This window comes from Oryzihumus sp., from assembly GCF_036391795.1.
Taxonomy (GTDB): Bacteria; Actinomycetota; Actinomycetes; order Actinomycetales; family Dermatophilaceae; genus Oryzihumus.
The window spans coordinates 1-12,725 of the sequence record NZ_DASVZH010000276.1 but is presented as its reverse complement, the minus strand read 5'-3'; the positions used below and the strand labels follow the sequence as shown (position 1 = coordinate 12,725).

13 protein-coding genes are annotated in these 12,725 nt (G+C 74.3%); 6 read left to right on the top strand and 7 right to left on the bottom strand.

What is annotated here, in order from left to right:
• Positions 1–195: NAD-dependent epimerase/dehydratase family protein (locus VF825_RS17030; protein WP_331115555.1), on the bottom strand; the 195-nt coding region annotated here is incomplete at its 3' end.
• Positions 196–203: 8 nt separating this feature from the next.
• Positions 204–563 carry a metallopeptidase family protein gene (locus VF825_RS17025; RefSeq protein ID WP_331115553.1) on the bottom strand — a complete coding sequence of 120 codons (360 nt, stop codon included), beginning with the start codon at positions 561–563 and terminating at the stop codon, positions 204–206.
• Positions 564–710: 147 nt separating this feature from the next.
• On the opposite strand from VF825_RS17025, the gene VF825_RS17020 reads away from it, so the two are divergent.
• The 6 genes from VF825_RS17020 (at position 711) to ahcY (ending at position 6,634) form a co-directional block, all read left to right on the top strand.
• Positions 711–1,073, top strand: a complete 363-nt coding sequence (locus VF825_RS17020; RefSeq protein WP_331115546.1) for a DUF3499 domain-containing protein — start codon at positions 711–713, stop codon at positions 1,071–1,073.
• Between the two features lie 10 nt (positions 1,074–1,083).
• A complete protein-coding gene (locus VF825_RS17015; RefSeq protein ID WP_331115545.1) occupies positions 1,084–2,511 on the top strand; it encodes a phosphomannomutase/phosphoglucomutase in 1,428 nt (475 codons plus the stop codon).
• Entirely contained in the window at positions 2,511–2,732 is a 222-nt protein-coding gene (locus VF825_RS17010) for a Trm112 family protein (protein ID WP_331115544.1), read from the top strand. Before VF825_RS17015 ends, VF825_RS17010 begins: the two co-directional genes overlap by 1 nt.
• 15 nt (positions 2,733–2,747) lie before the next feature.
• A complete protein-coding gene (locus VF825_RS17005) occupies positions 2,748–3,941 on the top strand; it encodes an SIS domain-containing protein (protein ID WP_331115542.1) in 1,194 nt (397 codons plus the stop codon).
• A 136-nt stretch (positions 3,942–4,077) separates the two neighbouring features.
• Complete coding sequence (locus tag VF825_RS17000) at positions 4,078–5,103, top strand: cation diffusion facilitator family transporter (protein ID WP_331115540.1); 1,026 nt, start codon at positions 4,078–4,080, stop codon at positions 5,101–5,103.
• 97 nt (positions 5,104–5,200) lie between these two features.
• On the top strand, positions 5,201–6,634 hold the full coding sequence (gene ahcY, locus VF825_RS16995; protein WP_331115537.1) for an adenosylhomocysteinase: 1,434 nt from the start codon (positions 5,201–5,203) through the stop codon (positions 6,632–6,634).
• Between the two features lie 116 nt (positions 6,635–6,750).
• Here ahcY and VF825_RS16990 read toward each other — a convergent pair whose 3' ends face one another.
• The 5 genes from VF825_RS16990 to VF825_RS16970 all read right to left on the bottom strand — a co-directional run.
• Complete coding sequence (locus VF825_RS16990; RefSeq protein WP_331115535.1) at positions 6,751–7,857, bottom strand: GNAT family N-acetyltransferase; 1,107 nt, start codon at positions 7,855–7,857, stop codon at positions 6,751–6,753.
• Positions 7,841–8,704 (bottom strand): polysaccharide deacetylase family protein, encoded by an 864-nt coding sequence (locus tag VF825_RS16985; protein ID WP_331115532.1) that lies wholly within the window; start codon positions 8,702–8,704, stop codon positions 7,841–7,843. The genes VF825_RS16990 and VF825_RS16985 overlap by 17 nt, the downstream gene beginning before the upstream one ends.
• The gene (locus VF825_RS16980; RefSeq protein ID WP_331115530.1) at positions 8,697–9,614 is read right to left on the bottom strand and encodes a glycosyltransferase family 2 protein; all 918 of its coding nucleotides are present in this window, start codon (positions 9,612–9,614) and stop codon (positions 8,697–8,699) included. Before VF825_RS16980 ends, VF825_RS16985 begins: the two co-directional genes overlap by 8 nt.
• Positions 9,615–9,844: 230 nt before the next feature.
• Positions 9,845–10,891 carry a GNAT family N-acetyltransferase gene (locus VF825_RS16975; protein WP_331115528.1) on the bottom strand — a complete coding sequence of 349 codons (1,047 nt, stop codon included), beginning with the start codon at positions 10,889–10,891 and terminating at the stop codon, positions 9,845–9,847.
• The coding region (locus VF825_RS16970) for a hypothetical protein (protein ID WP_331115526.1) at positions 10,888–12,725 on the bottom strand (1,838 nt) is incomplete at its 5' end. The genes VF825_RS16975 and VF825_RS16970, both read right to left, overlap by 4 nt.

Sequence of the window (12,725 nt, the reverse complement as noted above, 5' to 3'; positions counted from 1 at the left end):
CCCGGCGACCGCGGCATCAAGCCCCGCACCGGTGGCCAGGTTGCCGCGGACCCGGCCGGGGACGCCAGGGGCGGCGGCGCGGGACATCACCCGGGACGGCACCCCGCGGGCGGCCAGCTCGGCCACCACTGCCCGGCCGAGCGTGCCGGTGCCGCCGGTCACCAGGACCGGAGCCGACTGCGCGGGGTGCTCCACCGGCAGGCTCAGAGCGGGCCGTCGTCCGGGCCGACGTCCCAGCCGGGGTCCAGCTCGGCCGGGTCGACCCCGAGCATGGCGGCGACCTGCTCGACGACGACCTCGTTGACCAGCGCGGCGAGCTCACGCGGGTCGTCGACCCGCGTCTCGACCGGCCGGCGGTAGATGACGATGCGCGCCGGCATGCGACCCCGGGCGGCGAAGAGCCGGCCCAGGGCGACGTCCGCGGGCTCCCACGGCGCCGGGTCGCTCGGCGGCACGTCCTCCACGGCGAACTCGACCTCGCCGAACGCCTCGCCCACCCGCTCCTCGAGCCGGGACGCCGCGTCGAGGACCAGGTCGTCGAACCGCTCGGCACGGGTCTGCATCGCCGGCACGGGCGGCCAGGCGAGGGGTCCGCGGGGTCCACGGCCGTGCCGGTTGCGGCGTCGACGGGACGGGCGCGGACTGCTCACGTCGACCACATTACGGCGTGCCGGGTTCGCGGCGGGCACGCCGCGCACTACAGTCCCCCCGTGAGTCTGTCGCGCCAGTGTTCCCGCACCGCCTGTGCCCGGGGAGCCGTCGCGACCCTGACCTACGTCTACTCCGACCAGACCGCGGTCCTGGGTCCGCTGGCCACCTACGCCGAGCCGCACACCTACGACCTGTGCGCCGACCACGCCGAGCGGCTGACCGCCCCGCGGGGCTGGGAGGTCGTGCGCCTGTCGGGGGAGTTCGTCGACCCGGGCCCGACGCCGGACGACCTGCTCGCCCTCGCCGACGCGGTCCGCGAGGCCGGCAAGCACCGCACCCCGCCCCCCTCCAGTGCCCCCGACGCGGAGGGCACCGTCGAGGTCGGGCGACGCGGCCACCTGCGGGTGCTGCGCGATCGGTAGGGTCGGGCGCGTGAGTGTGCCCCGCCTGTCCGACTTCATCAAGGCCTACGACGTCCGCGGCCTCGTCCCCGAGCAGCTGAGCGAGCCCGTCGCGACGGCCATCGGCTCGGCCTTCGCCCAGGTCGTCGCCGGCCCCGAGGGAGCCTCCTCGATCGTCATCGGCCACGACATGCGGCCCTCCTCGCCGGACCTGGCGCGGGCCTTCGCCGTCGGTGCCGCGGCCCACGGCCTCGACGTCACCCTCATCGGGCTGTGCTCCACCGACGGGCTCTACTACGCCAGCGGGGCGCTGGACGTCCCCGGTGCCATGTTCACCGCCAGCCACAACCCTGCCCAGTACAACGGGATCAAGCTGTGCCGCGCCGGCGCCCGCCCGGTCGGGCAGGACTCCGGCCTGGCCGAGATCCGCGACCTGGCGCAGTGGCTGCTCGAGCGCGGCGAGGTCCACCACGTCGGCGGCGGCGACCGGATCGGCACCATCACCGAGCGCGACCTGCTCGGCGACTACGCCGCGTTCCTGCGTGGCCTGGTCGACCTGTCCGGCTCCCGCCCGCTGAAGGTCGTCGTCGACGCCGGCAACGGCATGGGCGGCCACACGGTCCCGGCGGTGCTCGGCACCGGCGCCGGGTTGCCGGAGCTGCCGCTGGAGGTCGTGCCGCTGTACTTCGAGCTCGACGGCACCTTCCCCAACCACGAGGCCAACCCGCTCGAGCCGGAGAACCTGCGCGACCTGCAGAAGGCCGTCGTCGCTCACGGCGCCGACCTCGGCCTGGCCTTCGACGGCGACGCCGACCGCTGCTTCGTGGTCGACGAGCGCGGCGAACCGGTCAGCCCGTCGGCGATCACGGCCCTGGTCGCCTCGCGCGAGATCGCCAAGGAGCGGGCCGAGGGCCGCGACGCGCGGATCGTCTACAACGTCATCTCCTCCGCGGCCGTGCCGCAGATCATCGCCGAGGAGGGCGGGCAGTCCGTGCGCACGCGTGTCGGGCACTCCTTCATCAAGGCGCAGATGGCCGAGCACGACGCCGTCTTCGGTGGCGAGCACTCGGCGCACTACTACTTCCGCGACTTCTGGTTCGCCGACACCGGCATGCTCGCGGCGATGCACGTCCTCGCCGCCCTCGGTGAGCAGGACGCGCCCCTGTCGCAGCTGGCCGCGCGCTTCAGCCGGTATGCCGCGTCCGGCGAGATCAACTCCACCGTCGCCGACGCGGTGGCCACCACCGCGACGGTCCGGGAGTGGGCGCAGCGGCACGACGTCGAGGTCGACGAGCTCGACGGGCTGACCGTGACCCATCGGGGCGAGCCGATGTGGTGGTTCAACCTGCGCGCCAGCAACACCGAGCCACTGCTGCGCCTCAACGTCGAGGCGATCGATGAGACAACCATGCAGAACGTGCGCGACGATGTGTTGTCGCTCGTGCGAGGAGGACAGTGATGACCCAGAACCCGCCGGTCCCCGGCCCCGAGGCCGCCCGCATCGAGCCGTGGCTGCGCGAGATCCTGCGGTGCCCGCAGTGCCACTCCGAGCTGGTCGACGGCACCGGGCCCACCGGCCCCGAGCTGCACTGCACGGACGCCGCCTGCGCGCGCGCCTACCGGGTCGACGACGGCATCCCGGTGCTGCTCGTCGACGAGTCTCGTTCTCTCGCAAGCTGATCCGGCGAGGTCGGCATGGCTCCCTTCCTGGACGAGTCGCTGATCGACGACGTCGACGCGATCGCGCAGCGTGACTCGCGCCAGACGCTGAGGGCGCTCGCCACCGCGGGTGCGCAGGTCCGCGAGCAGATCACGCTCTCCCGCGAGGGAGGGATCGAGCGGGTCGGGGGCGGGGAGCGCCCCCGGTCGGTGCTCGTGGCCTCGCTCGGCGGCTCGGCCGTCGTGGCCGACGTGCTGGAGCTGCTCGCCGAGCCCGGCTCACCGGTGCCGGTGACGGTGCGCCGCAACCTGCCGCTGCCGGGCTGGGTCGGCCCGCTGGACCTGGTCGTGGCCGTGTCCCTGTCCGGTCGGGCGCACGGCCCGGTGGCCGTGGCCGCGGAGGCGGCCCGGCGCGGGGCGTCGCTGCTCACGGTCGGGGCACCCGACTCACCGCTGGCCCGGATCTGCGCCTCGGCCCGTGGCATCCACATCGACGTCCCGCACGGTCGGACGTCCTCGCGCACGGCGCTGTGGTCGCTGCTCACCCCGGTGATGCTGGCCGCCGACGGCCTGGGCCTGATCGACTGCACCGAGCGCGCGCTGATGGAGGTCGCCGACCGGCTCGACGAGCAGGCCGAGGCCTGCCGGCCCACCTCGGAGTCGTTCGTCAACCCGGCCAAGATCCTCGCGGTGCAGCTCGCCGAGTCGATCCCGGTGATCCTGGGCGACGGGCCGCTCAACGGGGTCGCCGCCGCCCGTGCGGCCTCGATGCTGCAACGCACCGCCCGCATCCCGGCCTCCTACGGCGAGCTGCCCGACGCCGCCTCGCAGATCGTGGCCAGCTTCGACGGCCCGTTCACCGCCGGCGGCGGCCGCGGGGTGGGGGAGCGGGAGTCGGCACCGGACATCTTCGCCGACCCCTTCCTCGACGGCCCCGCCCAGCCCCGGCTCGGGCTGCTCATGCTGCGGGACGTCGCGCCCGAGGAGCTCTCACCCGAGGCGGCCGAGGTGCAGGAGCTCACCGACGCGGTCCTGCAGACCGCCCACGACGCCGGCGTGCGGGTGGCCACCGCGGTCGCCGAGCCGGGGCACCCGCTGACCCGGCTGGCCGGGCAGATCGCGCTGACCGACTTCGCCGCCACCTACCTGGCCATCGGGCTGGGGCTGGACCCCTCGGTCTCCCCGCACGTGGCGGACCTGCGCGACCGCCGCGACCGGGCCCTGGGATAGCGGCCCGGCCCGGCCGCGGCGGTGGCCTGCGGCCACCCTCCGGGCGCCCCGTGTGCAGCCGGGGGACGGGACCTGAACGCGGGCTGAACGACACCTGTGTGCCCCCAGCCGCGGCGCGGACATAGGCTTCGGTGCCATGGCACATGAAGGCGGCGGCAAGGCGATCCTCGCGGCACTGGCGGCGAACCTGGGCATCGCGGCGACCAAGTTCGTCGCGTTCCTCGTCACCGGGTCGAGCTCGATGCTCGCCGAGGGGGTGCACTCCGTCGCCGACTCGGGCAACCAGCTGTTGCTGCTCATCGGCGGCAAGCGCAGCCGGCGCGAGGCGACGCCGGCGCACCCGTTCGGCTTCGGCCGGGAGCGCTACGTCTACGCCTTCATCGTCTCCATCGTCCTGTTCAGCGTCGGTGGCCTGTTCGCGCTCAACGAGGCCTGGCACAAGTGGTCTCACCCCGAGGCGATCGAGGGCCGGTGGTGGTGGGTGCCGCTGGTGGTGCTCGTCGTCGCCATCGGGCTGGAGGGCTTCTCCTTCCGCACCGCGGTCCGGGAGAGCAACCCGCAGCGCGGCAAGCGCACGTGGGCCCAGTTCATCCGCACCGCCAAGGAGCCCGAGCTGCCGGTCGTGCTGCTCGAGGACTCCGCCGCCCTGGTCGGCCTGGTCTTCGCCCTCATCGGCGTGGGGCTGACCCTGGTCACCGGCAACGGGCGCTGGGACGCCGCGGGCACCGCCGCGATCGGCCTGCTGCTGGTCTGCGTCGCCGGCGTGCTGGCCATCGAGATGAAGTCGCTGCTGGTCGGTGAGGCGGCCCGCCCGCAGCAGCTCCAGGCGATCACCGACGCCCTGGAGAACGGCCCGGAGGGCGCCATCTCCCGGGTCATCCACCTGCGCACGATGCACCTGGGCCCGGAGGAGGTGCTCGTCGCGGCCAAGCTCGCGGTCGGCCCGCTGGAGCGCGGGGCGGACATCGCCGCGGCGATCGACGCGGCGGAGCGCCGGGCGCGCGAGGCGCTGCCCGGCATACAGCTGGTGATGTACCTCGAGCCGGACATCGACCGCGGCGCCCAGGAGCGGGCCCGGTGGGACAACGCCCCGGTGGTCGCCGACTCCACCTACGTCCCCGACGAGCCCGGCGAGGTTCGCGACATGGGGCACAGTCGTTAGACTGGCCAACCGCCGGCGTGGGTGATGACCCCGCAGATGCAGGCCCAGATGGGCGGCGCCGGGTCAGCAAACCCGAGATCCAAAGGGAGTTCTCCGCATGTCCTTTGACTACAAGGTTCGCGACCTGAGCCTCGCCGAGGCCGGCCGTCACCAGATCCGCCTGGCCGAGCACGAGATGCCCGGCCTCATGGCGCTGCGCGAGGAGTTCGGCGCGCAGCAGCCGCTCAAGGGCGCCCGCATCGCCGGCTCGCTGCACATGACCGTGCAGACCGCCGTGCTCATCGAGACCCTGACCGCCCTCGGTGCCGACGTGCGCTGGGCCTCCTGCAACATCTTCTCCACCCAGGACGAGGCCGCCGCGGCGATCGTCGTCGGCAAGGGCACCCCCCAGGACCCGCAGGGCGTCCCGGTCTTCGCCTGGAAGGGCGAGAGCCTGCCGGAGTACTGGTGGTGCACCGAGCAGATCCTGTCCTGGCCCGGCCAGGACGGCCCGAACATGATCCTCGACGACGGCGGCGACGCCACCCTGCTCGTGCACAAGGGCGTCGAGTTCGAGGCCGCGGGCGCCGTCCCGGCCACCGACGAGAACGACTCGGGCGAGTACCGCGTCATCCTCGACGTGCTGCGCGCCTCGCTCGCCAAGGACCCGCAGCGGTTCACGAAGATGGCCGCCGGCATCCTCGGTGTCACCGAGGAGACCACGACGGGTGTCCACCGCCTCTACGAGTTCGCCCAGACCGGCCAGCTGCTCTTCCCGGCGATCAACGTGAACGACTCGGTCACCAAGTCCAAGTTCGACAACAAGTACGGCACCCGCCATAGCCTCATCGACGGCATCAACCGCGCCACCGACACCCTCATGGGTGGCAAGGTCGCGGTCGTCCTCGGCTACGGCGACGTGGGCAAGGGCTGCGCCGAGTCCCTGCGCGGCCAGGGCGCCCGCGTGGTCATCACCGAGATCGACCCGATCTGTGCGCTGCAGGCCGCGATGGACGGCTACCAGGTGACCACCCTCGAGGACGTCGTCGAGACCGCCGACATCTTCATCACCGCCACCGGCAACAAGGACATCATCACCGCCGCCGACATGGCGCGGATGAAGCACCAGGCGATCGTCGGCAACATCGGCCACTTCGACAACGAGATCGACATGGCCGGCCTCGAGCGCGACAAGACCATCGAGAAGGTCGAGATCAAGCCGCAGGTGCACGAGTGGCGCTTCGCCGACGGCCACAGCGTCATCGTGCTGTCGGAGGGCCGCCTGCTGAACCTCGGCAACGCCACCGGCCACCCGAGCTTCGTCATGTCGAACTCGTTCGCCAACCAGACGATCGCCCAGATCGAGCTGTTCACCAAGAACGACGACTACGCCAAGCAGGTCTACGTCCTGCCGAAGATCCTCGACGAGAAGGTCGCCCGGCTCCACCTCGACGCGCTCGGCGTCAAGCTCACCGAGCTGAGCAAGGACCAGGCGGAGTACATCGGCGTCGACGTCGCCGGCCCGTACAAGCCGGAGCACTACCGCTACTGAGGCGGTGAGGGGCGCGCCACGGCATACAGCCGTATCGCGCGCAGCGGGCGGTGAGGGAGACCTCACCGCCCGCTGTGCTGTCCGGGCCGCGTCGCCCTTGGCGGGTCCCGAACGGCTCAGTCGCCGGTGTCGCCGCGCAGGCGCGTGAGCGCGGCTGCCGCGGAGGAGGCCGCCCGGTCGCGGCCGCGTTGCAGCCGCTGGACCGGCACGCGCTCCACCCGGCAGTCGACGGCCCACCGCGGCGTGGCGCCCAGCGACTCCTTGAAGGCCTCCAGACCCGACACCCCGCCGGACATGCCGAGGTTGAACCACCGGCAGCCGTCGGCGCAGGCATCCTCGATCGCCAGCCGCTTGAGCAGGTGGCTGGCGTTCAGGGCGCGGTGCTCCCGCAGGGAGTAGCTGCGGAACGAGATGGCGTGCGCCCCGTGGACGAACGTCACCAGCCCGGCGACGGGGGTGCCCTCGTGGCTGGCCAGCCAGGTGCGGCAGTCCAGCAGGGGCGGGCCGGTCAGCGCCTCGAACACGGCCAGCGGCTGCCGCCGCCGGGCCAGCGCCGACGCCACGGGCACCGGCAGCCCCGACCGGTTGGTGCGCTCGGCGGTCCACGCCAGGTACAGCTCGTAGAACGCGGGGACCAGGCGGCCGGTGGTGTCCCGCTCGACCGTCAGACCCGCCCGCTCGGCCCGGCGCACCGCCTTGCGTGCCGAGGGGTGGAAGCGCTGGGCCCAGACCGTGGCGAAGCCGCCCTCGAGGTCGAGCACGTGGACCCGCAGGCGGGTGGCCGTGGCCCCGACCGGCAGGCCGGCCTCGAACTTCTCCGCGACGTCGAACATCGCCGTGACGCGGGTGCTCAGGGCCGGCGAGCGGCCCAGGTCCGACAGCACCAGCTGCACGTCGCTCGGCCGCACGCCGCCGGTGGCGAGCAGACCGCCCGGGCCGAACGGGTGGGGCAGGCCATCGTCGAGGGAGAAGGCGGGGAGCGGACGCCGGCGCAGCAGCGGCAGGACGAGGCGACGACCGTCCCGCGTCAGGTAGAGCCGGCTGACGTCGCGGGCCCCGGTGACGGCGGCGGCCGCCTCGAACCACGACGGCGTCTGGAACACCGACGCTCCCGGGTCGGTGGCCAGCACTGCCAGCCACTCCTGGCGTGGCGCGGGGCTGACGACCTCGGCCACCGGTGACCGGCTGGCCTGCGAGCGGGAGTCCTCACGCAGCGCGCACATGGGAGCTGCCCGTCAAGCTGTGCCGGACCCGCCGTGCCGTGCGCCATGCCGGCCGGGTCCAGCGGCGCAGGGTGGACTCCACCCCCTGCCGACCGGTGAGCAGGTCCGCGAGCTGCTCAGGGGTGGTGCCCGGTGCGACGAGCAGCCGCTGCACGGCGAACGGGTCCAGGCCCGGCAGCGGCGAGGTCGTGTAGCCCACGGCGCAGGCGGAGGCGAAACCGGCGTCGTGGACGGCGCGGCGCACCGCGCGGGTGGTGTAGCCGAACGGGTAGGCGAGGGACTGGGGGGCCGTCCCGAGCTCGTCCTCGAGGAGCGTGCGGCTGAGCCGCGCCTCGGCCAGCACCTCCCGTGCCGGGAGGACGTCGAGCTCCCGGTGCCAGTGCCCGTGCGAGCCGATCTCGACGCCGCTCGCGCCCGCGGCCCGCAGCTCGGGCCAGTCCATCAGCGGCAACCGGCCCTGGCGTGTGCCGAGCCACCCGGCGTCCTGCCCGACGTGGGCCGTGGGCACGTACAGCGTCGCCTGCGCCCGGTGTCGGCCCAGCAGGGGCAGGGCGTGGTCGGTGAAGTCGGCGAAGGCGTCGTCGAAGGTCAGCGCCACCAGGCGGCTCACGTCCCGCCCCAGCCGGGCCTGCTCCAGCAGGTCGGTCAGGGAGACACCGCGCAGCCCGGCCCCGGCCAGCGCCGACAGGTGCTCGTCCAGGAGCCCGGGGGAGACGCGGTAGCGGCGGAACCCGCGCTCCGCCGGCGCCGGGGACACGCTGTGGTACATCAGCACCCGCACGGTCCCGGGCAGCGGCGTCGTTGCGACGGTCGCCCGCTCGGCACCGGAGACCGGCCGCTCACCCATCGAGGGCGACCCTGCGGGCGCGGCCGGTGACGAAGCCTGCGGACGCGGCCGCCACTCCCAGCACGATGTTGGAGGCCCGGAGCAGTCCCGGCAGGTCCAGGCTCACGGCGTCGGTCAACCCGGCCAGGACCCCGGCCGGTAGCACCCGGGTCACGTAGTGACGCTCGGTCGCGAGCGGCGCGGCTCCGCGGACCGACTTGGCCACGATCGCCTTGGACAGGCCCTCGCTGTAGCAGCGGTTGAGGAAGTACGACCAGGTGCACCGGGCCGGCGGGACGAGGTGCAGGATCGTCGACGCCGGTTCGTAGCGGAAGACGCCGCCGGTCAGCCGCGCGGCGCGCAGGCAGTACTCGGTCTCCTCGCAGCCGACGGGCCGGTCGCCGACGCGCCCGAGGTCCTCCCTGAACAGCCCTGCCCGCTCGCGCAGGTCACGCCGCAGGACCATGGCTCCGCCCGAGGGGTTCCGGACGACACAGCTGGTGCCGGGCATGCCGCGGTAGGTGCAGCCCACGACCCAGTCGAACTCCGACGGCCACCACCGGGGACGCCGGGTCTGCCACTCCGGGTCCACCCGGCTGCCTGCCCCCAGCACGTCGTCGGTCGACATCGCCCGCACGAGGGTCTCCAGCCAGTCGGGGGCGGCCTGGGCGTCGTCGTCCAGGAAGGCGAGCAGGTCCCCGGTCGCCAGCTCCAGGGCGGTGTTCCGGCCGCCGGAGAGCCCCTGCCGGTGCCGGTTCTCTACCACCCTCACCTCTGGCAGGGCAACCTCGAGGCGGGCCCTCAGCGCCGGGTTGTGATCCACCACGACGAGGACCTCCTGCGGAGCCAGTGTCTGCTCGCGGAGGGAGTGCAGGGCCAGCAGGATGCGGTCCCACCGGCGTTCGGTGTAGACGCACACCACGGCGGTCACGGACCACACGACGATGCCTCACATCCTGCTCGGGCGGGCCCGGCACGCGGCTGCTGTGCCGGTCCTTTCCTGCCCAGCAGACACCGGCGCCGGGGAGCGGCAACCCTGCCGTTGGGGGACCCGTCGGCGAGGGCGCCTACGCCGAAATGCCGGGTCGGACGGCGGTCGGGACCTCGCGGCGCAGCGCGGATCAGCGGGGGTGCCCGTGCATCCCTCCGGCCACCGGCGGGTCAGGCGTCCTCGAAGCGCAGCACCTTCTTGACGGTCACCCGGGCCGCGTGGTCGATGGGGGTGAGCGGAAGCCGCTCGCTGCGGTAGGACCCGGTGAGGTGCTCCTGGGCGCCGAACCCGGCCTTGAACCTCGCCAGTCCGGAGCCGGGACGGCTCTCGCCCATGGCGTAGTGCGTGCACGACGAGCGGCAGGCGTCCTCGATCGCGAGGCGGTGCAACAGGTCGTTCGCGCGCGTAGGCGAGGCCAGCTCCCGGTCCATCGCGCCACGCCAGTACTTGGCCTGGGTGCCCTGGCGCAGGACGATCAGGGCGGCGGCCGGGCGGTCGTCCTGCCAGGCGACCCACACGGCGCAGCGGTCGCCGAGCCGCTCGGCGACGGTGCGGAACTTGTCCGGAGGGTTGGCCCGGAGCATCCGCCACCGCGACAGGAGCTGCGGCTCGTGCTGCGCCGCGGCCCACCGTGCCACCGAGGCCAGGTACAGCTCGTTGAACACCTCGACCAGACGGCCGGTGCGGTCGACCTCGACCCGCAGTCCCGACCGCTCGGACCGGCGCACCGCTCGCCGCACGCTGGACTGGAACCGGGCGCCCCAGACGTGGTCGAACCCGCCGGTCAGGTCGAGCACGTGGGTGGTCTGCGTGGACGCGTGGAACGCCGGGGGAGCGCACCGCCACGCCGGGTCGGCCAGGGCACCGAGCCGCACGGTCCGCTGCATCGCGGGATGCTCGAGCAGGTCCTCGAACACGGCGCGGGTGTGGTCCGCCGTGAGCGGCCCGTCGGTGAGCGGGCCGCCCACGCTCCAGTCGAACGGCCACGAACCCTCCACGGACAGCCCCGCCGGAAGGTGCCGCCGCCGGGCGAGGGGGAGCAGGACCTCCCGCCCGTCGTCGAAGCGGTACCAGCGGCCTGCATCCGCCCAGGGACCGGTCGCGCGGATGCAGTCCAGCCACTCCGGGGTCTGGGTCGCCGTCGCTCCGGCATCGCGGCCGAGCAGGTCCACCCACGCCTCCCGTGGGGCCGGCACCATGACCTCGCGCAACCTCACCACGACGTCCCCCTCGCGAGCGCGGCCACCAGCCGCAGGGACCGCAGCGGCACCGTGCGGTCCCCGCCCTCGGGAAGCCCGAGCACCGCGAGCACGGCCCGGGTGCGCGGCGGGAAGGCCGGGGGCCGGCAGTCGGGGCAGCCACCGGGGCGGTGGCCGAGCAGCGCGGCGCAGGCGTCGAGCAGGCCGAGCTGGTAGGGGCGCCGGGTCAGTGGCACCCCGGCGGACCGCACCTGCGCGTCGGCGTTGCGCGGAGCCCGTGCCAGGACGGACCGCGCCATCATCGGCAGGTCACTGGCGCTGTCGCCGACGGCCAGGGCGCACCGGTGCCCGCTTCCGGCCAGCAGGTGGTCCAGGCCCGTGCCCTTGTCCAGCGCGAGGGAGCAGACATCGGTCTGCCCCTCTCCACGGACGAGCCGCACGTCCGGCCCGCGCAGCAGCGGGATGGTCCGCTCCAGCTCGCTGCGGAGGGGCCCCCCGTCCTGCCGCACCCGCACGGCATACCGGTGCCCGGCATCCACCTCCAGGCCGCGCGCCTGCAGGTCCGTCCGCACGGCGGTCATCAGCTCACGTGCCGCCGCGTCGCGCAGGTCGACCTCGTGGCCCGTGCGCGGGTCGTAGGCGGCCATGCCGTACTCGGCCACGGCGCCGGCCAGGCCGAGGCGCTCGCACCGGTCCCTGGCGTCGTCCAGGCTGCGCCCGGTCACCAGGGCGGGACGGTAGCCGTGCGCCCGCAGCGCCCGCAGCGCCAGGACGCCGGCCGGGGAGGTCGCTGGGAAGCCCAGCCGGTCGGTCTCCAGGACACCGTCGAGGTCCACCGCGACCCAGGGCCCGCCCGCCGGGGGCTCCAGGTCGCGCAGGTACCACCCGGCGAGGTAGTCGTGGACCGCTGCTGCGCTGCCTCGGGCCGCACCGTCGGCCGTCAGGGCACCGGCGCGCACGAGGCGGTGGACGTGGGTCAGCCGGTAGAGCAGCCAGCGTTCGGCGTCGACCCGGCGCCCTGTGCCGGCCTCCCACGCCTGGCGCAGGGTGGCCTCGAACCCCGGTGTGCGCGTGACGGCGGCGGCGCCGGCGAGGTCGAAGACCTGGTCGTAGCAGCCCAGCTCGGTGTTGCTGAACGCGAGCTGGTGGAAGTCGACCTTGCGCAGGCCGCCCGCCCCCCGGCTGGGCCGCCAGCGGTCGAGCTCGGTGGCGCCGTCCACGACGCTGGGCTGGTCGCAGGCGAGCAGCCGGCGGGTGAGCGGCTCCAGCACCATGGTCCGGGCGAACGGGGCGGCCGGACCGTACGGGCCGGCGAGCAGCCCGGCGGCCACCTCCCACACCGGGTCCCGGCCGCGCAGCCCCGGGGTCGGGTCCGTGGCGGCGGGGAGAGCCCGCGCACGGTCGGCCACGTAGGCGGCCACCACCTCGGCCCCGGCCAGGTCCTCGCCGGCGCCGGGCCCGTCGGGCAGCCACTCGCGGAACAGCAGCCCGTCGGAGAACCCGTAGACGCGGGGCACGTGGTCGCCCAGGGCCCCCGCCACCGCCAGGGCGTGGCGACCGAGGTAGCCCAGCCCCGCCCCCTCGACGAGCAGGTCCCGCTCTTCGGGCCTGCCGGTATGCCGGTCGAGCAGGTCGACGGTGTAGCGCGCCCGGACGTGCCCGCGCGCCTCGGGGTCGCCCGGCGGGGACAGCCGGCGCACGCCGCCCACCTGCCACCGGGCCCCCAGCATGCCCGCGAGCTCGGTGGCGACGCAGTCCTCCTCGAGCCGGCGGTGCACGCTCCATTCCCGCCGGGGCAGCAGGACCGCCTCCCGGCCCTGCAGGGCGGGCGGGAGCTCCGGCGGGTCGCCGA

What these genes read in the sequence shown, in the direction of transcription:
- VF825_RS17025 (WP_331115553.1), bottom strand. Translation starts at nt 563, where the DNA reads ATGCAGACCCGTGCCGAGCGGTTCGACGACCTGGTCCTCGACGCGGCG.
- VF825_RS17010 (WP_331115544.1), top strand. Translation starts at nt 2,511, where the DNA reads ATGACCCAGAACCCGCCGGTCCCCGGCCCCGAGGCCGCCCGCATCGAG.
- VF825_RS17005 (WP_331115542.1), top strand. Translation starts at nt 2,748, where the DNA reads ATGGCTCCCTTCCTGGACGAGTCGCTGATCGACGACGTCGACGCGATC.
- VF825_RS17000 (WP_331115540.1), top strand. Translation starts at nt 4,078, where the DNA reads ATGGCACATGAAGGCGGCGGCAAGGCGATCCTCGCGGCACTGGCGGCG.
- ahcY (WP_331115537.1), top strand. Translation starts at nt 5,201, where the DNA reads ATGTCCTTTGACTACAAGGTTCGCGACCTGAGCCTCGCCGAGGCCGGC.
- VF825_RS16990 (WP_331115535.1), bottom strand. Translation starts at nt 7,857, where the DNA reads ATGTGCGCGCTGCGTGAGGACTCCCGCTCGCAGGCCAGCCGGTCACCG.
- VF825_RS16985 (WP_331115532.1), bottom strand. Translation starts at nt 8,704, where the DNA reads ATGGGTGAGCGGCCGGTCTCCGGTGCCGAGCGGGCGACCGTCGCAACG.